We start from the raw sequence: 20,878 nt of genomic DNA, 5'->3' as shown, positions 1-20,878 counted from the left end.
ATGGGACAACAAGTATTGAAGTCTGCAAATGAAAAAATGGAAAAAGCGGTTGCTGCTTATTCACGCGAATTAGCAACAGTTCGCGCTGGTCGTGCAAACGCGTCTGTATTAGATAAAGTACAAGTTGATTACTATGGTGCACCAACACCAGTTGTGCAATTAGCGAACATTACAGTTCCAGAAGCACGTTTACTTGTAATTCAACCGTATGATAAAACTTCTATCGGTGATATCGAAAAAGCAATTTTAAAAGCAGATTTAGGCTTAAACCCTTCTAATGATGGAACTGTAATTCGTATTGCATTCCCTGCATTAACAGAAGAGCGTCGTCGTGATCTTGTAAAAGTTGTGAAAAAATATGCTGAAGAAGCAAAAGTTGCTGTTCGTAACGTACGTCGTGACGGTAACGATGATCTTAAGAAGCTTGAAAAAGCTGGCGAGATTACAGAAGACGATTTAAGAGGATATACTGAAGATATCCAAAAAGAAACAGATAAATATATTGCAAAAGTTGACGAAATCGCAAAAAACAAAGAAAAAGAAATCATGGAAGTGTAATAGCGATACTTTCGCAAATATGACCCTCTTCTTAAGGGGGTCTTTTTACACTTTTAGGCATACGTCTGCTTGTTGGAGGGTATGAATGATGTTTAAAAACTTTCCTTTTTTTAAAGGTAAAAAGGACACATCGTTTGATCATCTCGTTGAAGAAGTGAAAAAAGGATACATCCCAGAACATATTGCCATTATTATGGATGGTAATGGAAGGTGGGCAAAGAGGAGAGCGATGCCTCGTATTGCGGGACATCATGAAGGCATGCAAGTTGTAAAGAAAATCACAAAATTTGCAAGCAAACTTAATGTGAAAGTATTAACTCTTTATGCTTTTTCAACTGAGAACTGGAAAAGACCAAAAAAGGAAGTTGATTATTTAATGAAGCTTCCAGAAGAATTTTTAGGTACATTTTTACCAGAATTGATTGAAGAGAACGTACAAGTCCGTGTAATAGGGCAACAAGATCGTCTTCCTACGCATACACGCAGAGCGATGGAGAAGGCCATGGAAGAGACGAAAGAGAATACGGGATTAATTCTGAATTTCGCGTTAAACTATGGAAGTCGAGATGAAATCGTTTCTGCTGTGCAACATATGATGAAAGATAGTGAGGAAGGAAAAGTTCGTGTTGAAGATGTAAGCGAAGAAATGCTTTCTTCCTACCTAATGACGAGTTCTTTACCTGACCCAGAATTGTTAATCCGTACGAGCGGAGAGCTACGTATTAGTAATTTCATGTTATGGCAAATTGCATATTCGGAATTTTGGTTTACAGATGTGTATTGGCCAGATTTTACCGAGGAACATTTGCTAAATGCGATTACAGACTTTCAGCATAGAGGGCGCAGATTCGGAGGCGTGTAGAAAGAGAGGGTTTGGTAGTGAAACAGAGAATTATTACTGGAGTGGTTGCTGCCGCGCTATTCATTCCCATCGTAATTTACGGTGGCGTGCCTTTTACGGTTTTAGTGTATGCACTTGCTTCTATAGGTTTATATGAATTAATTCGTATGAATAAGCTTACGCTTATTTCAGTACCAACAGTTTTAGCTGCAGTATTATTATGGATTATTTTAATTCCAAGTAGTGCATCAGAACTGTTTACTTGGATTGGATTAGGTAAATTAGAAATCACATTTGTGATTGTTCTATTACTTTTATCATATACAGTCCTTTCTAAGAATACATTTACTTTTGATAATGCTTCATTTTTACTAATGGCGACAACATATGTTGCAATGGGATTCTTATATTTGAATGAAACGAGAATTTTAGGAATTAAATATGTGTTTTGCGCATTATTTGTTATATGGGCTACTGATTCAGGTGCATATTTCGTAGGAAAAGCATTAGGAAAAAGAAAATTATGGCCAGAAATTAGTCCAAATAAAACGATTGAAGGTTCATTAGGCGGCATCGTTTGTGGAATTATTGTGGCGCTTGTTTACAACATGTTCTTCCCAGTGGAATCGAATGTAGTAATTTTAATTGTGCTGACAATTATCATTTCTATTTTTGGACAAATTGGTGATTTAGTACAATCTGCATTTAAACGTCATTATGGCGTAAAAGATTCAGGTACAATTTTACCTGGACATGGTGGTATATTAGATCGAACAGATAGTTGGTTATTCGTTTTACCAATTCTCTACTTCTTATTACAATACAATTAATAAATGAACGAGGGGTTGGAGTCATGAAAAACATTAGTTTATTAGGTGCAAGCGGATCAATTGGTACACAAACTTTAGATGTATTACGCTCGCACCCAGACCAATTCCGTCTCGTTGCTTTTTCTGTAGGGAAAAATATTGACTATGCAGTAAAAGTCATTCAAGAATTTTCTCCGCAAATTGTCTCTGTGCAAAGAGAGGAAGATGTTTTAAAATTACAAGCTGTCTCTGGTAATACAAAAATTGTATATGGTAGTGAAGGACTTTTAGAAGTAGCATTACATCCAGATGCGGAGATTGTAGTAAATGCTGTTGTAGGTAGCGTAGGGTTGTTACCGACACTTCGTGCAATTGAGGCGAAAAAAACAATTGGAATTGCAAACAAAGAAACGTTAGTAACTGCAGGGCATCTTGTAATGGAAGCAGCGCGAAGACATAATGTTTCGTTACTTCCAGTAGACAGTGAACATTCAGCTATTTTTCAATGCTTGAATGGTGAAAATGAAAAAAGAATTTCTCGACTAATTATAACGGCTTCTGGTGGAAGTTTCCGTGATAAAACGAGAGATGAATTGCATCATGTGACCGTAGAAGATGCGCTTCGACATCCAAACTGGTCAATGGGTTCGAAAATTACAATTGATTCTGCTACAATGATGAATAAGGGGCTAGAAGTAATTGAAGCACATTGGCTTTTCGGTATCCCTTATGAGCAAATCGATGTTGTTTTACATAAAGAAAGTATTATTCATTCTATGGTTGAATTTGAAGATCGTAGTGTGATGGCACAGCTTGGCTCACCTGATATGCGAGTGCCAATTCAATACGCACTTACATATCCTGATCGATTACCTCTTTCAGACACAAAGCAGTTAAATTTATGGGAAATGGGTACATTGCATTTTGAGAAAATGAATCAAGAACGTTTCCGTTGCTTGCGCTTTGCGTATGAAGCTGGAAAAACAGGTGGAAGTATGCCAGCTGTAATGAATGCAGCGAATGAAGTAGCTGTTGAAGCTTTTTTACAAAAGAGAATTGGTTTCTTGACAGTGGAAGACCTCATTGAAAAAGCAATGAACCATCACAATGTCATTGCACGTCCAAGCTTAGAGGAAATTCTGGAAATTGATGCAGCCACAAGACGGTTTGTGATGGAACAAATTTAGCAAAGGTGGTATGGAATTGAATACAGCGATTGCCTTTATATTAATTTTCGGTGCACTCGTATTTTTCCATGAGCTAGGGCATCTATATTTCGCAAAACGAGCAGGTATTTTATGCCGTGAGTTTGCGATTGGTTTTGGTCCGAAAATATTCTCATTTGAAAAGAATGAAACGGTGTATACGATTCGATTACTGCCCCTTGGCGGCTATGTAAGAATGGCTGGCGAGGATGCAGATACAGTTGAGTTAAAGCCTGGGAAAAAGGTTGGACTTGTATTAAACGAAAAAGACGAAGTTGTAAAATTAGTTTTTGATGGATATGAAAAGTATCCAAATGTTCGCGTTATTGAAGTCGAACAATCTGATTTAGAGCATAATTTAACAATTTCGGGTTATGAAGAGTACGAGGAAGAGCTGCAAACATTCCGAGTGAATGAAAAGGCCCGTATTATTACTGCTGGTGAAGAAATTCAAATTGCTCCGTATAATAGACAGTTTGGCTCTAAGAAATTAGGTCAACGTGCTTTAACGATCTTTGCGGGTCCTGCAATGAACTTCATTTTAGCATTTGTTATTTTTGTGATTCTTGGATTTGTACAAGGTGTTCCTGTTGACAAACCAATGGTCGGAAAAGTGATGGAGAATAGTGCAGCAGAGCAAGCTGGATTAAAAGAAAATGATACAATTCAAGCTATTGATGGGAAAAACACAAGTACATGGAAAGATGTTGTTACCATTGTACGTGAAAACCCGAATAAAGAACTTACGTTACAAGTAAAGCGTGATAGTGAACAGTTTAATGTGAAAGTAACGCCAACGCTTGATAAAGAAGGTAAAGAAGAAATTGGTAGAATTGGTGTTTACACTCCAGTAGAGAAAACAGTAATGGGTTCGATTAAATCAGGTTTTGAACAAACATATTATTGGACGAAACTAATTTTTGAATCTCTTGTGAAATTAGTAACGGGTCAATTCTCTATTAATGAGTTGTCAGGTCCAGTAGGAATTTATAATCTTACAGATCAAGTGGTAGATTATGGATTTACGCGTGTATTAAATTTAGCAGCCGTTTTAAGTATTAACCTTGGTTTATTTAATTTACTACCAGTTCCTGCTTTAGACGGTGGACGTTTGTTCTTCTTCTTAATTGAAGCGTTACGCGGGAAACCAATTGACCGTCAAAAAGAAGGAATGGTTCACTTTATTGGTTTTGCATTATTAATGTTACTTATGTTAGTTGTAACTTGGAATGACATTCGTAAGTTTTTCTTGTAAAATAAAGTGAAACTTATAATGAAATAGAGCTCGTAGAATAAAATCCCTCACCTAACTCGAGGTGAGGGGTTTTCCTGCGTGTAAGAGTAAAATGAAGAGGTGCGAATAAATGAAACAAAGTATGGTATTTAGTCCTACATTACGTGAAGTTCCAGCTGATGCGGAGATTAAGAGTCATCAGTTATTACTTCGTGCAGGTTTTATGCGTCAAAATGCTTCTGGTATTTATAGTTTTCTACCATTTGGATTAAAAGTACTACACAAAGTAGAACGTATCGTTCGAGAAGAGATGGAGCGCGCAGGTGCTGTAGAATTATTAATGCCAGCGATGCAAGCTGCAGAATTATGGCAAGAGTCAGGTCGTTGGTATTCTTACGGATCTGAATTAATGCGTATGAAAGATCGTAACGCTCGTGAATTTGCATTAGGAGCGACACATGAAGAAGTAATTACGGATCTTGTACGTGATGAAGTGAAATCGTATAAAAAATTACCGTTAACATTATATCAAATTCAAACAAAATTCCGTGATGAACAAAGACCTCGTTTCGGTTTATTACGTGGAAGAGAGTTTCTAATGAAAGATGCATACTCTTTCCATGCTACGCAAGAGAGCTTAGATGAAGTGTACGATCGCTTATACAAAGCATACTCTAACATTTTTGCTCGTTGTGGCTTGAATTTCCGTGCGGTTATTGCTGATTCTGGAGCAATGGGTGGAAAAGATACACATGAATTTATGGTATTATCTGATGTTGGTGAAGATACAATTGCATACTCTGATACATCTGATTATGCAGCGAACATCGAAATGGCTCCTGTTGTAGCTACGTATACGAAGAGTGACGAAGCAGAAAAAGAGCTTGAAAAAGTAGCAACACCAGACCAAAAAGCAATTGAAGAAGTATCTGCATTCTTAAACATCGAAGCTGAAAAGTGCATTAAGTCTATGGTATTTAAAGTAGATGAGAAATTAGTAGTGGTACTTGTTCGTGGTGATCATGAAGTAAACGATGTAAAAGTGAAAAATGTATACGGTGCTTCCGTTGTTGAGCTTGCCTCTCATGAAGAAGTAAAAGAATTATTAAATTGTGAAGTTGGTTCATTAGGTCCAATTGGTGTAACAGGTGATATCGAAATTATTGCTGATCACGCTGTAGCATCAATTGTCAACGGATGTTCAGGAGCGAACGAAGAAGGATTCCATTATGTAAATGTAAATCCAGAACGTGACTTTAAAGTAAGTCAATATACGGATTTACGATTCATTCAAGAAGGAGACCAATCTCCAGACGGAAACGGAACAATTCTTTTCGCACGCGGAATTGAAGTTGGTCATGTATTTAAATTAGGAACTCGTTATAGTGAAGCAATGAACGCAACATTCCTAGATGAAAACGGAAAAACACAACCACTTATTATGGGTTGTTACGGCATTGGTGTGTCTCGTACAGTGGCAGCAATTGCAGAGCAGTTTAATGATGAGAACGGTTTAGTTTGGCCAAAAGCTGTTGCACCGTTCCATGTGCATGTAATTCCAGTGAATATGAAGTCTGATGCACAACGTGAAATGGGTGAAAACATCTACAACTCATTACAAGAGCAAGGATATGAAGTATTACTAGATGATCGTGCAGAACGTGCAGGTGTTAAATTTGCTGATGCTGATTTATTCGGCCTTCCAGTTCGCGTGACAGTTGGTAAAAAAGCAGACGAAGGTATTGTAGAAGTGAAAGTACGTGCTACAGGTGAGTCTGAAGAAGTAAAAGTAGAAGAACTTCAAACATATATTGCTAATATTTTAAAATAGGAAGAGGTACCTCGTAATGAGGTACCTTCTCTTTCTTTGTAAACGTATTTTGTAAAAGAAGAAGGGAGAAATCTTTCTTTGTAGTACGTTTCAATTTATAATAGCAAATGGAAGGAGAGTGCTTATGTCTTTAACAAATGAACAAAAAGAGCGATTTCAAATTTTGCTCCAGCAGTTGCAAATACCAGACGACCTTATAAATCAATATTTACAAGGCGGTGGTATTGAAAGGCTCGTTATCGATAAAGCGAATAAAAGTTGGCATTTTAATTTACAAGTGCCACGTATTTTGCCTACAGAATTATATGAATTGCTAGAAACAAAGCTTAAGCAATCATTTTCTCATATTGCAAGAACAACATTTGCATTAGAAACAGAGAACAAACAATTTACTGAAGAAGAAGTGAGGGCGTATTGGCCACTTTGTACGGAACGAATTACATTTTCACCTATGTTTGCTTATTTAAAGAAGCAGCTTCCGCAGGTCAATGGAGTGAAGTTACTTATAAATGTGAATAATGAGCTGGAATCTACTGCTTTAAAGAAAAACGTTGCGAAACCAGTAGGGGATCAATACGAGGCTTTTGGATTCCCGCGTTTCCAGTTAGACACACATATACAGCAAAATACAGAAGAAATGCAAAAGTTTCGTGAGCAAACGCAGCAAGAAGACCGCGAGCGTGTTATACAAGCTATGGAAGAAATGGCGAAGAAGCAAGCTGAAGAAAGCAGCGTTGTGCATGAAGGGCCGATCACACTCGGGTATCTTATTAAGCCAGATGAAGAGATTACACCAATGCGAGAAATTCAAGATGAAGAAAGAAGAAAAACAGTTCAAGGATATGTCTTCCATGTGGAAACGAAAGAGCTTCGTAGTGGACGTACGTTATTAACTTTAAAAATAACGGATTATACAGATTCGATTATGATCAAAATGTTCTCACGTGATAAAGAAGATATTCCAATGCTACAATCCTTGAAAAAAGGAATGTGGGTGAAGGCTCGTGGTTCTGTTCAAAATGATACATTTGTTCGAGATTTAGTAATGATTGCAAATGATATTAATGAAATAACAGGACCGTCTCGTAAAGATAAAGCACCAGAAGGTGAAAAACGAGTAGAGCTCCATCTTCACACGCCAATGAGTCAAATGGATGCTGTTACTCCAGTTTCTAAGCTTGTTGCTCAAGCTGGTAAATGGGGGCATGAGGCTATTGCCATTACAGACCATGCTGTTGCACAGTCATTCCCAGAAGCATATTCAGCTGGGAAAAAAGCTGGAATTAAAGTTATATATGGTGTGGAAGCAAACTTAGTGAATGACGGTGTACCAATAGCGTATAACGAAGCGCATCGTTTACTTGCAGAGGAAACGTATGTTGTTTTCGACGTTGAGACGACAGGTTTATCAGCTGTATATGATACAGTTATTGAGTTAGCTGCTGTAAAAGTAAAAGGCGGCGAAATTATTGACCGCTTTGAATCTTTTGCAAATCCGCATCAACCATTATCGGCAACGATCATTGAATTAACAGGTATTACAGATGATATGTTAACCGACGCACCAGAAGTGGACGAAGTGTTTAAAAAGTTTGAAGAATGGATGGGCGACCATACACTTGTTGCTCATAACGCAAGCTTCGATATGGGCTTTATTAACGTAGGATTTAAAAAAGCTGGTTTAGAAAAAACAAAAAATCCAGTAATAGATACGTTAGAGCTTGCACGATTCTTATTCCCAGAAATGAAAAATCACCGTTTAAATACGTTGTGTAAAAAGATGGACATTGAATTAACTCAGCATCACCGTGCAATTTATGATACAGAAGCAACGGGATACTTACTAGTGAAAATGTTAAAAGATGTAATTGAAAAAGGTTTTGAATATCACGATCAATTAAACGATAGTATGGGACAAGGGGATGCATATAAGCGCGGGCGTCCAAGTCATATGACATTACTTGCTACATCGGATGTTGGATTGAAAAATTTATATAAACTTGTTTCATATTCTCATTTAAATTACTTTTACCGTGTACCACGAGTACCAAGATCACTATTAAAAAAGTATCGTGAAGGTATTTTAGTAGGAACGGCTTGTGATAAAGGTGAAGTGTTTGAGGCGATGATGCAAAAAGCTCCTGAAGAGGTAGAAGAAATTGCGCAGTTCTACGATTACATTGAAGTAATGCCACCAGAAGTGTTACGTCATTTAGTAGAGCGTGAACTCGTTCGAGATGAGGGACAATTAAAAACAATTATTTCTAACTTAGTAAAACTAGGTGAGACGTTAGATAAACCAGTTGTGGCTACAGGAAACGTGCATTACTTAAATCCAGAAGATGCAATGTATCGTAAAATTTTAGTAAGTTCACAGGGTGGAGCGAATCCGTTAAACCGACATTCATTACCACCTGTACATTTCCGTACAACGGATGAAATGTTAGAGTGTTTCTCATTTTTAGGTGAAGATGTAGCGAAAGAAATTGTCGTAACGAATACACAAAAGATTGCATCATTAATTGGTGATGTTCATCCAGTAAAAGATGATCTATATACACCGAAAATTGAAGGTGCAGATGATGAAACGCGTGATATGAGTTATAAAATGGCGCGTAGCATTTATGGTGAAGAGTTACCTGAAATTGTAGAAGCTCGTTTAGAAAAAGAATTAAAAAGTATCATCGGGCATGGATTCGCCGTAATTTATTTAATTTCACATAAGCTTGTGAAAAAATCGTTAGTAGACGGATATCTAGTAGGTTCGCGTGGATCGGTAGGTTCATCATTCGTTGCAACGATGATGGAAATTACAGAAGTAAATCCATTACCACCACACTATGTATGTCCGAAATGTAAGCAATCAGAATTCTTTAATGATGGTTCTGTAGGTTCTGGTTTTGACTTACCGGATAAAGAATGTCCAACTTGTAATATTCCATATGTAAAAGATGGACATGACATTCCGTTCGAAACGTTCCTTGGATTTAAAGGAGATAAGGTACCCGATATCGATTTGAATTTCTCCGGGGAATACCAACCACGTGCCCATAACTATACGAAAGTACTATTCGGTGAAGATTATGTATATCGTGCAGGAACGATTGGTACAGTTGCGGAAAAAACTGCTTATGGATATGTAAAAGGTTATGCAAATGATCATAACTTAACAATTCGAAATGCAGAAATTGACCGCTTAGTAGCAGGATGTACCGGTGTAAAACGTACAACAGGGCAGCATCCAGGTGGTATTATCGTTGTGCCAGATTATATGGACATTTTTGATTTCTCACCAATACAGTATCCAGCAGATTCAATAGGTGCTGAGTGGAGAACAACACACTTTGACTTCCACTCTATTCATGATAATTTACTGAAGCTTGATATACTAGGACACGATGATCCGACAGTTATTCGTATGTTACAAGATTTAAGTGGTATTGATCCAAAAACAATCCCAACGGACGATCCAGAAGTAATGAAAATTTTCTCAGGGCCAGAATCGTTAGGCGTAACGGAGGAACAAATTAACTGTAAAACAGGTACACTTGGTATACCAGAGTTTGGTACGAAATTCGTAAGACAGATGTTAGAAGAGACGAAACCGACGACGTTCTCAGAGTTAGTCCAAATTTCTGGGTTATCACATGGTACGGACGTATGGCTTGGTAATGCAAACGAGTTAATTTATAACGGTACATGTACGCTGAGTGAAGTTATCGGTTGTCGTGATGACATCATGGTATATTTAATCTATCAAGGTTTAGACCCATCATTAGCCTTCAAAATCATGGAGTCAGTACGTAAAGGTAAAGGTGTACCAGAAGAATGGGAAGAGGACATGAAAAGTAATAATGTACCAGGTTGGTATATTGATTCATGTAAGAAGATTAAGTACATGTTCCCGAAAGCCCATGCGGCTGCTTACGTACTTATGGCTGTGCGTATCGCATACTTTAAAGTACATTTCGCGCTTTTATTCTATGCGGCATACTTTACGGTTCGTGCAGATGACTTTGACGTAGAAGCGATGGCAAAAGGTTCAGCATCTATACGTGCAAGAATTGATGAAATTGCGCAAAAAGGTTTAGATGCAGCACCGAAAGAGAAGAGTTTATTGACTGTACTAGAAATGACACTTGAAATGTGTGAGCGTGGATACTCATTCCAAAAGGTGGATTTATATCGCTCACATGCAACAGACTTTATTATTGATGGAGACTCATTAATCCCTCCATTTAATGCGGTGCCTGGTCTTGGTACAAACGCAGCTTTAAGTATTGTGGAAGCACGCAAAAATGGAGAATTCTTATCAAAAGAAGACTTGCAGCAGCGTAGTAAGGTTTCGAAAACAATTATTGAGTATTTAGATAGTCAAGGTTGTTTAGGTGATTTGCCGGATCAAAACCAGTTATCGCTGTTCTGATAGGTAGGAAAAGTCTTTGCAAATCAACATTTGGTATGGTATACTATTAACCGAGATAACCATGTCATGTATATTGTGTGAAAAGAAGAGTGGGGAAACCCACTCTTTCGTGTTACTATCTACATTTTATTGATGTGGAGAGGTAAGAAATTTCTGTCGTATATACATATTTTGTTACAAGTTTTACTTCTTAAATTTGGTAATACTAAGACAGATATTCCCTGCTTAACGGCAGGGGCTTTTGTTAGCTAACGAGAAAGAATAAGATAGACCGTTCTATGGACGGGGTCTTTTCTTGTGAATGGTACATGGCGGCAGGAAGGAGGCTGTTTATGGATAAGAAAGTCACAGAAGTTGTAGAAGCATTTGCGCAGCCAATTGTTGAAGAGTTAAATCTTGAACTTGTAGATGTAGAGTATGTGAAAGAAGGACAAGACTGGTTCTTACGCGTATTCATCGATTCTGAAAAGGGAGTCGACATTGAAGAATGCGGTGCGGTGAGTGAACGTTTAAGCGAAGCTTTAGATAAAGAGGATCCAATTCCTCATCTTTACTTTTTGGATGTGTCATCTCCTGGAGCAGAACGTCCATTAAAGAAAGAGAAAGACTTCCAGCAAGCGGTAGGAAAACAAGTGGCAATTAAAACATATGAGCCGATTGATGGTGAAAAGATGTTTGAAGGAAAAATGCTTTCCTACGATGGTACTACAATTACACTATTATTAACAATTAAAACACGTAAAAAAGAAATCCAAATTCCAATGGACAAAGTTGCAAATGCGCGACTTGCTGTTACGTTTTAGTTAGAAGGGGGATCTTCATGAGCACTGAGTTGTTAGATGCCTTGCTCGTATTAGAGTCAGAAAAAGGAATTAGCAAAGATATTATTATTGATGCGATTGAAGCAGCGTTAATCTCTGCTTATAAACGCAATTTTAACCAAGCACAAAACGTTCGTGTGAGCTTTAACCCACAAGTGGGAACAATCCAAGTTTTAGCACGTAAAGACGTTGTTGATAATGTGTTTGATCCACGTCTTGAAATTTCTGTTGAAGAAGCAAGACAAATTAATCCAAACTATCAAGATGGTGACGTACTAGAAATTGAAGTAACACCAAAAGATTTCGGTCGTATTGCAGCACAAACTGCAAAACAAGTTGTAACACAACGAGTGCGTGAAGCTGAGCGTGGTGTTATTTACTCTGAGTTTAGTGACCGTGAAGAAGATATCATGGTTGGTATCGTACAACGTCAAGATGCTCGTTTCATCTATGTAAGCTTAGGAAAAGTAGAAGCTTTATTACCTGTAAGTGAGCAAATGCCAAACGAACAATACAAACCACATGATCGTATTCGCGTATTCATTACGAAAGTAGAAAAAACAACAAAAGGACCACAAATTTACGTATCACGTACACATCCTGGTCTTTTAAAACGTTTATTCGAAATGGAAGTTCCTGAAATCTATGATGGAACGGTTGAAATTCGTTCTGTAGCACGTGAGGCAGGAGATCGTTCTAAAATCTCTGTACATGCAGAGAACATTGATGTAGATCCAGTAGGTTCTTGTGTAGGACCGAAAGGACAACGTGTACAACGCATTGTAGACGAACTAAAAGGTGAAAAGATTGACATCGTTCGCTGGTCAAATGATCCAGTAGAATATGTTGCCAATGCTTTAAGCCCATCACAAGTTGTGAAAGTACTTGTAGATGAAGAAGAAAAAGCAACAACAGTTGTTGTTCCAGACCACCAACTGTCATTAGCTATCGGTAAACGTGGACAAAATGCACGTCTTGCAGCTAAATTAACAGGTTGGAAAATTGATATTAAGAGTGAGTCTGATGCGAAACAACTTGGTATTGTAACAGAAGAAGATAGCGTAGTCGCATTCGGATTCGATTCTGTTGAAGACGAAATCGAATAGAGGTGATGAGTATGAGCAATCGAAAAGTTCCGTTACGAAAATGTGTTGCAACGCAAGAAATGAAATCAAAACGAGAGCTCGTTCGCATTGTTCGTTCCAAAGAGGGAGAAGTGTCTATTGATTTAACTGGAAAGAAATCAGGACGAGGTGCTTATTTATCAAAAGATAAAGAAAGCATTCTTCAAGCTCAAAAGAAAAATGTTTTGGAACATCATCTAAAAGCGAAAATCGACAGTTCTCTTTATGAAGAACTTCTTGAGCTTGTTGAGAAGGAGTCGAAATAAGTGTCCGATTGGAAATCGTTTTTAGGACTAGCAAACCGGGCTCGAAAAATTATTTCGGGTGAAGAACTCGTTTTAAAGGAAGTACGAAGTGGCAAGGCAAAACTTGTGTTGCTATCTGAGGATGCGTCAGTAAATACTACAAAGCGTATCACGGATAAAACGACGTACTACAACGTACCAATGAGAAAGGTCGAAAATCGACAACAATTAGGGCATGCGATTGGGAGAGATGAGCGAGTCGTTGTAGCTGTGTTAGATGAAGGCTTTGCGAAAAAGCTGCGTAGCATGCTCGATACAAATTACCGGGGGTGAAGGTATGAGTAAAATTCGAGTGCATGAATATGCGAAAAAACATAATATCTCAAGTAAAGATCTTATGACAAAACTAAAAGAAATGAATATCGAGGTTTCGAATCATATGACAATGTTAGACGATGAAGTAGTAAACAAATTAGATAATGAGTATCAAGCTGAAAAACCTTCTGTTGCAGATGAGTTTGAAGTAGAAGAAAAAGTTGTTCGTAGTAAAAAGAACAGCAATAAGAAAAAGAAAAAAGGCAAAGGAAACGAAGATAAGCGTCAAGAGAACTTTGCTGGAAGACAACAAACACAAACTGTAGAAACACCAGATAAAATTACTTTCTCTGGAAGTCTTACAGTAGGTGATCTTGCTAAGAAATTAAGCAAAGAGCCATCTGAAATTATTAAAAAGCTCTTCATGCTTGGAATTATGGCAACAATTAACCAAGATTTAGATAAAGATACAATTGAGTTAATTGCTAACGACTACGGTATTGAAGTAGAAGAAGAAGTAATTGTAAGCGAAACTGAGTTTGAAACATTCATCGATGAGCAAGATGATGAAGAGAACTTAAAAGAGCGTCCAGCTGTAGTTACAATCATGGGACACGTTGACCATGGTAAAACAACATTGCTTGACTCTATCCGTAACTCTAAAGTAACTGCTGGTGAAGCGGGTGGAATTACTCAGCATATTGGTGCATACCAAGTTGAAGTAAATGACAAGAAAATTACATTCTTAGATACACCTGGTCACGCGGCGTTTACAACGATGCGTGCTCGTGGTGCACAAGTAACGGATATTACAATCCTTGTTGTTGCAGCTGATGACGGTGTTATGCCACAAACAGTTGAAGCAATTAACCATGCGAAAGCAGCAGGAGTACCAATTATTGTTGCTGTGAATAAAATGGATAAACCAGCTGCGAACCCTGATCGCGTAATGCAAGAACTAACAGAATATGAATTAGTTCCAGAAGCATGGGGCGGAGACACAATTTTCGTACCAATTTCTGCGATTCAAGGCGAAGGAATTGACAACTTACTAGAAATGATTCTTCTTGTAAGTGAAGTAGAAGAGTATAAAGCAAATCCAAACCGCTATGCAACTGGTACTGTAATCGAAGCCCAGCTTGATAAAGGTAAAGGAACTATTGCGACATTACTTGTTCAAAACGGTACGCTTCGAGTAGGAGATCCAATCGTTGTTGGAACTACATTCGGTCGTGTTCGTGCAATGGTAAGTGATATTGGTCGTCGTGTAAAAGTTGCTGGTCCATCAACTCCTGTTGAAATTACAGGTTTAAACGAAGTACCACAAGCAGGAGATCGTTTCATGGCATTCGCTGATGAGAAGAAAGCTCGTCAAATCGGTGAATCACGTGCACAAGAAGCGTTACTTGCTCAACGTGGTGAGAAATCTAAATTAAGCCTTGAAGATTTATTCCAACAAATCCAAGAGGGCGATGTAAAAGAAATTAACTTAATTGTGAAAGCGGACGTACAAGGTTCTGTAGAAGCAATGGCAGCATCACTTCGTAAAATTGATGTTGAAGGTGTTAAAGTTAAAATTATCCATACAGGCGTAGGTGCGATTACAGAATCTGATATCATTTTAGCTTCTGCATCTAATGCAATTGTAATTGGATTTAACGTACGCCCAGATGTAAATGCGAAGCGTACAGCTGAATTAGAGAACGTTGATATTCGTTTACACCGCATTATTTATAAAGTAATCGAAGAGATCGAAGCAGCGATGCAAGGTATGCTAGATCCAGAATTTGAAGAAAAAGTAATCGGTCAAGCAGAAGTACGTCAAACGTTTAAAGTAACAAAAGTTGGAACAATCGCAGGTTGTTACGTAACAGATGGTAAAATTACACGTGATAGCGGCGTGCGTATTATCCGTGATGGTGTGGTAATCTATGAAGGTCAACTTGATACGTTAAAACGTTTCAAAGACGACGTAAAAGAAGTTGCTCAAAACTATGAGTGTGGTATTACAATTGAGAAATACAACGATCTTAAAGAAGGGGACATCATTGAAGCGTACATTATGGAAGAAGTGAAGCGATGATTATCGCTTCTCTCTCATTTGAGTGTATGATTTACGATGTGCATTCTTTAAAAGAGAAACGAGCAATTTTGCAACGGGTGTTAACTCGTGTGAAACAGCGTTATAACGTAGCTGTTTCAGAAGTAGGGCATCAAGATGTATGGCAACGTACAGAAATTGCGATTGTTTCCGTATCCTCAAATCGTGTTATTTGTGAAAAAGAAATGAATCGTGTACTTGAATATATCGATTCATTTCCTGGAATTGAACGTACGATAACACAATTGGAATGGTATTGAATGAGGTGAAGAGTTATGAAATTACGTGCAAACCGTGTAGGCGAGCAAATGAAAAAAGAATTAGGCGACATCATCAGTCGTAAAATTAAAGATCCACGTGTCGGATTTGTTACTGTAACAGATGTACAAGTGAGTGGAGATTTACAAATTGCTACAGTGTATATTTCTGTTTTAGGTGATGAAGAGCAGAAAGAAAGTACACTAAAAGGTTTAGCGAAGGCAAAAGGCTTCATTCGTTCAGAAATTGGCCAACGTATTCGTCTTCGTAAAACGCCTGAAATTTCCTTTGAATTTGATGAATCTATCGGATATGGTCATCGAATTGATACACTTTTACATGAAATTAATAAAGAAGGTAAACGTGAAGAATAATGGATAGACATTTGTCTATCCATTTTTTCAATGTAAAATAAGTTTTAGGTAATGATTATGAAAGAATTACGATGAGGTGAACATATATGGAAGGTGTAGTATTATTACATAAGCCAAAAGGCATGACATCACACGATTGTGTATTTAAATTAAGAAAGATATTGCGTGAAAAACGAATTGGTCATACAGGAACATTAGATCCAGATGTAACAGGAGTATTGCCTATTTGTGTTGGACGAGCAACGAAGATTGCACAATTTTTAACAAGTGAAACGAAAACATATGAAGGTGAAGTAACATTAGGGTTTTCAACAACAACTGAAGATGCTTCAGGTGAAGTTGTGGAAACGAAACATGTAGATCGTGTTATTACTCGTAAAGAAGTGGAGGAGGTTCTTGCCACATTAACAGGTACGATTGAGCAAATGCCTCCGATGTTTTCGGCTGTAAAAGTTAACGGAAAAAAATTATATGAATATGCAAGAGCAGGACAAGAGGTTGAACGTCCAGTTCGTACAATTACAATTCATGAATTTGTATTACTAGATGATCGTGAAGTGTTTGAAGGAGAAAATATTTCATTCCGTTTCCGTGTAACGTGTAGTAAAGGAACATATGTAAGAACATTAGCGGTAATGATTGGTGAAAAACTTGGTTTTCCATCACATATGTCACACCTTGTAAGAACGGCTTCTGGTGAATTTTTATTAGAGGATTGCATATCATTTGAAGAAATTGAGGAAAACGTGCAAAATGGAACAGTAGAGTCTATCTTCATTTCAATTGATGAAGCATTAAGTAAATTCCCAAAAATGGTTGTAGATGAAAAGCAAGCAGAAAAAATAAAGAATGGTATGTTCTTAAAAAATGAATTGCAAATAACGGCGCCATTTATAACAGTGTTTGATAAAAACGATCGTTGCCTTGCAATTTATGAGCACCATCCAAAGCACCCTGGTATGCTAAAGCCGATGAAAGTACTTGTGAATAATCAAGAACTAAAGCTATAATGAATTATTGGAAGGATTATTACAGAAAAAGGTGAATTCAAGCGTGAAACTTATTCATTTAACTCATCCACATGAACAAAATAAATTAGAATTACCACCTACTGTAATGGCATTAGGATTTTTTGATGGCATTCATTTAGGACATCAATGTGTGATTCGAACTGCGAAACAAATAGCGGATGAAAAGGGATATAAAAGTGCAGTGATGACATTTTATCCGCATCCATCTGTTGTTTTAGGTAAAAAGGAAGCGCATGCGGAGTATATTACACCAATGTGTGATAAAGAAAAAATAGTCGAGAGTTTAGGAATCGATATATTATATGTTGTTAAATTCGATGAATCATTTGCAGGCTTATTGCCACAACAATTTGTAGATGATTATATTATTGGTTTAAATGTAAAGCATGTAGTAGCAGGGTTTGATTATTCATATGGACGTTTAGGAAAAGGAAAGATGGAGACTTTACCATTTCATGCAAGAGGGGAGTTTACACAGACTGTGATTGAAAAAGTTGAATTTCAAGAAGAGAAAGTAAGTTCTACGGCATTACGAAAGTTAATTCGAAATGGCGAAATGGAGCAAATTCCATCTATTTTAGGTAGAGCATATACAGTAGGAGGAACGGTTGTACACGGTGATAAACGTGGACGTCAAATTGGTTTCCCAACAGCTAATGTAGGTTTAAGTGATGAGTATCTATTACCACCTGTAGGTGTTTATGCAGTGAGATTAAAAGTTCACGATGAATGGTACGATGGTGTATGTAATATTGGATATAAACCAACCTTTAAAGAAGATGAGCGCCAACTATCTATTGAAGTGCACTTATTTGAATTTAACAAAGACATATATGATCAAAATGTTACAGTAGAGTGGCATATGCGTATAAGAGAAGAGAAGAAATTCAATGGCATCGATGAGTTAGTTGAACAAATCGCAAAAGATAAGAAAACAGCACAAGAATATTTTGCGAACGAAAATAATATACTTGCTTTTTCAAATGAAAAGTAGTATTCTATGTTATGTACTTTATGACAACCATTGCTTGGCATTGCGACTCACCGACGCTTGCTAGGTAATCGGGGGTTTAATTAATAGGAGGTGAAATAGGATGGCTTTAACACAAGAGCGTAAAAATGAAATCATTGCACAATTTAGAACTCATGAGACTGATACTGGTTCTCCAGAGGTTCAAATTGCTGTCCTAACGGAGCAAATTAACACTCTAAACGAGCACTTACGTACTCACAAGAAAGATCATCATTCACGTCGTGGTCTATTAAAGATGGTTGGTAAACGTCGTAACTTACTAACTTACCTTCGTAATAGCGATATCACACGTTACCGTGAATTAATCACAAAGCTTGGCTTACGTCGATAGTCAAAGAAGCGGGAATATTCCCGCTTTTTTGTTAGGTAAAAATATATCTTCTACTCTTTATAGCTTACTTCATTTTCGGTAATACTAGAGGTAGAATATTGTGATATACTATCCATTTACATAGAAGAATTGAATACTTTAAATTGAGAGGGGTACTTAAATGAGTCAAGAAAAGCAAGTCTTCTCGATAGATTTAGCTGGTCGCCAGCTAACAGTTGAAACAGGTCAGCTTGCAAAGCAAGCGAACGGAGCAGTATTAGTAAGATATGGCGATACAGCGGTTCTATCTACAGCAACTGCATCAAAAGAAGCAAAAAATGTAGATTTCTTCCCACTTACAGTAAACTATGAAGAGCGTTTATATGCAGTCGGAAAAATTCCTGGCGGTTTCATTAAACGTGAAGGTCGTCCAAGTGAAAAAGCAATTTTGGCAAGTCGTTTAATCGACCGTCCAATTCGTCCACTTTTCGCAGATGGATTCCGTAACGAAGTACAAGTTGTCAGCATCGTAATGAGTGTTGATCAAGATTGTTCTTCTGAAATGGCAGCTATGCTTGGTTCTTCATTAGCGTTATCGATTTCAGACATTCCATTTGAAGGTCCGATCGCGGGTGCAACAGTTGGTCGTATTAACGGCGAATTCGTTATCAACCCAACAGTAGAACAGCAAGAACAAAGTGATATTCACCTTGTTGTAGCTGGTACGAAAGATGCAATTAACATGGTTGAAGCAGGAGCAGATCAAGTGCCTGAGGAAACAATGTTAGAAGCAATTATGTTTGGTCATGACGAAATTAAACGTCTAATTGCATTCCAAGAAGAGATTGTACAAGCTGTAGGTAAAGAGAAATCAGAAGTGAAACTTTATGAAGTTGACGCTGATCTTAACCAAGCTGTACGTGAAATGGCTGAGAAGGATATGCATTCTGCAATTCAAGTACATGAGAAACATGCACGTGAAGATGCAATTAACGAAGTGAAAAAGCGTGTAATTGAGCATTACGAAGCGCAAGAAGCTGATGCTGATACATTAGGACAAGTAAATGAGATTTTATATAAAATTGTAAAAGAAGAAGTACGTCGTCTTATTACAGTTGAGAAAATCCGCCCAGATGGCCGTAAAGGTGACGAAATCCGTCCATTAGCATCAGAGGTTGGCATTTTATCTCGTACACATGGTTCTGGTTTATTCACACGTGGACAAACACAAGCATTAAGTATTTGTACATTAGGCGCATTAGGCGATGTGCAAATTTTAGATGGCCTTGGTGTAGAAGAATCAAAACGCTTTATGCACCATTACAATTTCCCATCATTTAGTGTTGGTGAAACAAGACCAATGCGTGGACCAGGTCGTCGTGAAATTGGTCACGGTGCACTAGGAGAACGTGCTCTTGAGCCTGTAATTCCGTCTGAAAAAGATTTCCCATACACAGTACGTCTTGTATCTGAAGTATTAGAATCAAATGGTTCTACTTCACAAGCGAGTATTTGTGGTAGTACTTTAGCAATGATGGATGCTGGTGTTCCACTTAAAGCTCCAGTTGCAGGTATTGCAATGGGTCTAGTTAAATCAGGTGAGCATTACACAATTTTAACTGATATTCAAGGTATGGAAGATCATTTAGGTGATATGGACTTTAAAGTAGCAGGTACAGCACACGGTGTAACTGCACTACAAATGGACATTAAAATCGATGGTCTATCTCGTGAAATTTTAGAAGAGGCATTACAACAAGCGAAAGTTGGTCGTATGCACATTCTAGATCATATGTTATCTGTAATTGCAGAGCCACGCACTGAATTATCAGCGTACGCTCCAAAGATTATTACAATGACAATTAACCCGGATAAAATCCGTGACGTTATCGGACCAAGCGGTAAACAAATCAATAAAATTATTGAAGAAACTGGCGTTAAAATTGACATCGAGCAAGATGGTACAGTATTCATTTCTTCAATAAATCAAGAAATGAACGATAAAGCTAAGAAAATTATCGAGGATATCGTTCGCGAAGTACAAGTAGGTGAAATCTACGAAGGAAAAGTGAAACGTGTTGAGAAATTCGGTGCTTTCGTTGAATTATTCAGCGGTAAAGATGGATTAGTTCACATTTCTGAACTTGCACTTGAGCGTGTAGGTAAAGTAGAAGACGTTGTGAAAATCGGTGATGTAATTACAGTTAAAGTTATCGAGATTGACAAGCAAGGTCGCGTGAATTTATCTAGAAAAGTATTGCTAAAAGAAGAGCAAGAAAAAGAAGCTGCTAAAGAAGAAAACAAACAAGAGCAGCAATAAGCAAAAGCCAGTTTAACTGGCTTTTTTTGTTATGTAAAAATA

At 37.6% G+C, this 20,878-nt stretch carries 18 protein-coding genes; all 18 read left to right on the top strand.

The window, feature by feature from the left end:
• On the top strand, positions 1 to 558 hold the full coding sequence (gene frr / locus ACTT1L_RS05625) for a ribosome recycling factor (RefSeq protein ID WP_000531500.1): 558 nt from the start codon (positions 1 to 3) through the stop codon (positions 556 to 558).
• An 85-nt stretch (positions 559 to 643) separates the two neighbouring features.
• Entirely contained in the window at positions 644 to 1,420 is a 777-nt protein-coding gene (gene uppS / locus ACTT1L_RS05620; protein WP_000971301.1) for an isoprenyl transferase, read from the top strand.
• A gap of 17 nt (positions 1,421 to 1,437) precedes the next feature.
• Positions 1,438 to 2,229, top strand: a complete 792-nt coding sequence (cdsA, locus tag ACTT1L_RS05615; RefSeq protein WP_000813584.1) for a phosphatidate cytidylyltransferase — start codon at positions 1,438 to 1,440, stop codon at positions 2,227 to 2,229.
• Between the two features lie 23 nt (positions 2,230 to 2,252).
• Positions 2,253 to 3,395 (top strand): 1-deoxy-D-xylulose-5-phosphate reductoisomerase, encoded by a 1,143-nt coding sequence (gene dxr, locus ACTT1L_RS05610; RefSeq protein ID WP_061185434.1) that lies wholly within the window; start codon positions 2,253 to 2,255, stop codon positions 3,393 to 3,395.
• A gap of 16 nt (positions 3,396 to 3,411) precedes the next feature.
• Positions 3,412 to 4,668: an RIP metalloprotease RseP gene (gene rseP, locus ACTT1L_RS05605; protein WP_001090249.1), complete on the top strand. Its 1,257-nt coding sequence runs from the start codon at positions 3,412 to 3,414 to the stop codon at positions 4,666 to 4,668.
• Between the two features lie 109 nt (positions 4,669 to 4,777).
• Positions 4,778 to 6,478: a proline--tRNA ligase gene (locus ACTT1L_RS05600; RefSeq protein WP_000814314.1), complete on the top strand. Its 1,701-nt coding sequence runs from the start codon at positions 4,778 to 4,780 to the stop codon at positions 6,476 to 6,478.
• Positions 6,479 to 6,602: 124 nt separating this feature from the next.
• Positions 6,603 to 10,904: a PolC-type DNA polymerase III gene (locus tag ACTT1L_RS05595; protein WP_000059980.1), complete on the top strand. Its 4,302-nt coding sequence runs from the start codon at positions 6,603 to 6,605 to the stop codon at positions 10,902 to 10,904.
• Positions 10,905 to 11,236: 332 nt separating this feature from the next.
• Complete coding sequence (gene rimP, locus ACTT1L_RS05590; protein ID WP_000359097.1) at positions 11,237 to 11,707, top strand: ribosome maturation factor RimP; 471 nt, start codon at positions 11,237 to 11,239, stop codon at positions 11,705 to 11,707.
• A 17-nt stretch (positions 11,708 to 11,724) separates the two neighbouring features.
• On the top strand, positions 11,725 to 12,831 hold the full coding sequence (nusA, locus tag ACTT1L_RS05585) for a transcription termination factor NusA (protein WP_000102609.1): 1,107 nt from the start codon (positions 11,725 to 11,727) through the stop codon (positions 12,829 to 12,831).
• Positions 12,832 to 12,842: 11 nt separating this feature from the next.
• Positions 12,843 to 13,115, top strand: coding sequence for an RNase P modulator RnpM (gene rnpM, locus ACTT1L_RS05580; protein ID WP_000071128.1), 273 nt, complete (start codon positions 12,843 to 12,845; stop codon positions 13,113 to 13,115).
• Positions 13,116 to 13,427 carry a YlxQ family RNA-binding protein gene (locus ACTT1L_RS05575; RefSeq protein WP_001286523.1) on the top strand — a complete coding sequence of 104 codons (312 nt, stop codon included), beginning with the start codon at positions 13,116 to 13,118 and terminating at the stop codon, positions 13,425 to 13,427.
• 4 nt (positions 13,428 to 13,431) lie between these two features.
• Positions 13,432 to 15,492 (top strand): translation initiation factor IF-2, encoded by a 2,061-nt coding sequence (infB, locus tag ACTT1L_RS05570; protein ID WP_000036342.1) that lies wholly within the window; start codon positions 13,432 to 13,434, stop codon positions 15,490 to 15,492.
• Positions 15,489 to 15,770: a DUF503 domain-containing protein gene (locus ACTT1L_RS05565; protein WP_442821826.1), complete on the top strand. Its 282-nt coding sequence runs from the start codon at positions 15,489 to 15,491 to the stop codon at positions 15,768 to 15,770. The genes infB and ACTT1L_RS05565 overlap by 4 nt, the downstream gene beginning before the upstream one ends.
• A gap of 15 nt (positions 15,771 to 15,785) precedes the next feature.
• Positions 15,786 to 16,142 carry a 30S ribosome-binding factor RbfA gene (gene rbfA, locus ACTT1L_RS05560; RefSeq protein ID WP_000776443.1) on the top strand — a complete coding sequence of 119 codons (357 nt, stop codon included), beginning with the start codon at positions 15,786 to 15,788 and terminating at the stop codon, positions 16,140 to 16,142.
• Between the two features lie 86 nt (positions 16,143 to 16,228).
• Complete coding sequence (gene truB, locus ACTT1L_RS05555) at positions 16,229 to 17,152, top strand: tRNA pseudouridine(55) synthase TruB (protein WP_086707489.1); 924 nt, start codon at positions 16,229 to 16,231, stop codon at positions 17,150 to 17,152.
• Between the two features lie 43 nt (positions 17,153 to 17,195).
• Positions 17,196 to 18,167 (top strand): bifunctional riboflavin kinase/FAD synthetase, encoded by a 972-nt coding sequence (ribF, locus tag ACTT1L_RS05550; RefSeq protein WP_000766710.1) that lies wholly within the window; start codon positions 17,196 to 17,198, stop codon positions 18,165 to 18,167.
• Positions 18,168 to 18,267: 100 nt separating this feature from the next.
• Entirely contained in the window at positions 18,268 to 18,537 is a 270-nt protein-coding gene (gene rpsO / locus ACTT1L_RS05545; RefSeq protein WP_001229392.1) for a 30S ribosomal protein S15, read from the top strand.
• Between the two features lie 160 nt (positions 18,538 to 18,697).
• The gene (gene pnp / locus ACTT1L_RS05540; RefSeq protein ID WP_000076746.1) at positions 18,698 to 20,836 is read left to right on the top strand and encodes a polyribonucleotide nucleotidyltransferase; all 2,139 of its coding nucleotides are present in this window, start codon (positions 18,698 to 18,700) and stop codon (positions 20,834 to 20,836) included.
• Positions 20,837 to 20,878: the final 42 nt, after the last annotated feature.

The organism is Bacillus sp. FH (assembly GCF_052216825.1).
GTDB classification, from domain to species: Bacteria; Bacillota; Bacilli; order Bacillales; family Bacillaceae_G; genus Bacillus_A; species Bacillus_A paranthracis.
The sequence above is the reverse complement of the archived record's forward strand: the minus strand, read 5'-3'. Positions and strand labels throughout refer to the sequence as shown.

Bases quoted from the DNA above. Each gene is read 5' to 3' on its own strand.
- frr (WP_000531500.1), top strand. From the start codon at position 1: ATGGGACAACAAGTATTGAAGTCTGCAAATGAAAAAATGGAAAAAGCG.
- uppS (WP_000971301.1), top strand. From the start codon at position 644: ATGATGTTTAAAAACTTTCCTTTTTTTAAAGGTAAAAAGGACACATCG.
- dxr (WP_061185434.1), top strand. From the start codon at position 2,253: ATGAAAAACATTAGTTTATTAGGTGCAAGCGGATCAATTGGTACACAA.
- ACTT1L_RS05600 (WP_000814314.1), top strand. From the start codon at position 4,778: ATGAAACAAAGTATGGTATTTAGTCCTACATTACGTGAAGTTCCAGCT.
- ACTT1L_RS05595 (WP_000059980.1), top strand. From the start codon at position 6,603: ATGTCTTTAACAAATGAACAAAAAGAGCGATTTCAAATTTTGCTCCAG.
- rimP (WP_000359097.1), top strand. From the start codon at position 11,237: ATGGATAAGAAAGTCACAGAAGTTGTAGAAGCATTTGCGCAGCCAATT.
- nusA (WP_000102609.1), top strand. From the start codon at position 11,725: ATGAGCACTGAGTTGTTAGATGCCTTGCTCGTATTAGAGTCAGAAAAA.
- rnpM (WP_000071128.1), top strand. From the start codon at position 12,843: ATGAGCAATCGAAAAGTTCCGTTACGAAAATGTGTTGCAACGCAAGAA.
- infB (WP_000036342.1), top strand. From the start codon at position 13,432: ATGAGTAAAATTCGAGTGCATGAATATGCGAAAAAACATAATATCTCA.
- ACTT1L_RS05565 (WP_442821826.1), top strand. From the start codon at position 15,489: ATGATTATCGCTTCTCTCTCATTTGAGTGTATGATTTACGATGTGCAT.
- rbfA (WP_000776443.1), top strand. From the start codon at position 15,786: ATGAAATTACGTGCAAACCGTGTAGGCGAGCAAATGAAAAAAGAATTA.
- truB (WP_086707489.1), top strand. From the start codon at position 16,229: ATGGAAGGTGTAGTATTATTACATAAGCCAAAAGGCATGACATCACAC.
- rpsO (WP_001229392.1), top strand. From the start codon at position 18,268: ATGGCTTTAACACAAGAGCGTAAAAATGAAATCATTGCACAATTTAGA.
- pnp (WP_000076746.1), top strand. From the start codon at position 18,698: ATGAGTCAAGAAAAGCAAGTCTTCTCGATAGATTTAGCTGGTCGCCAG.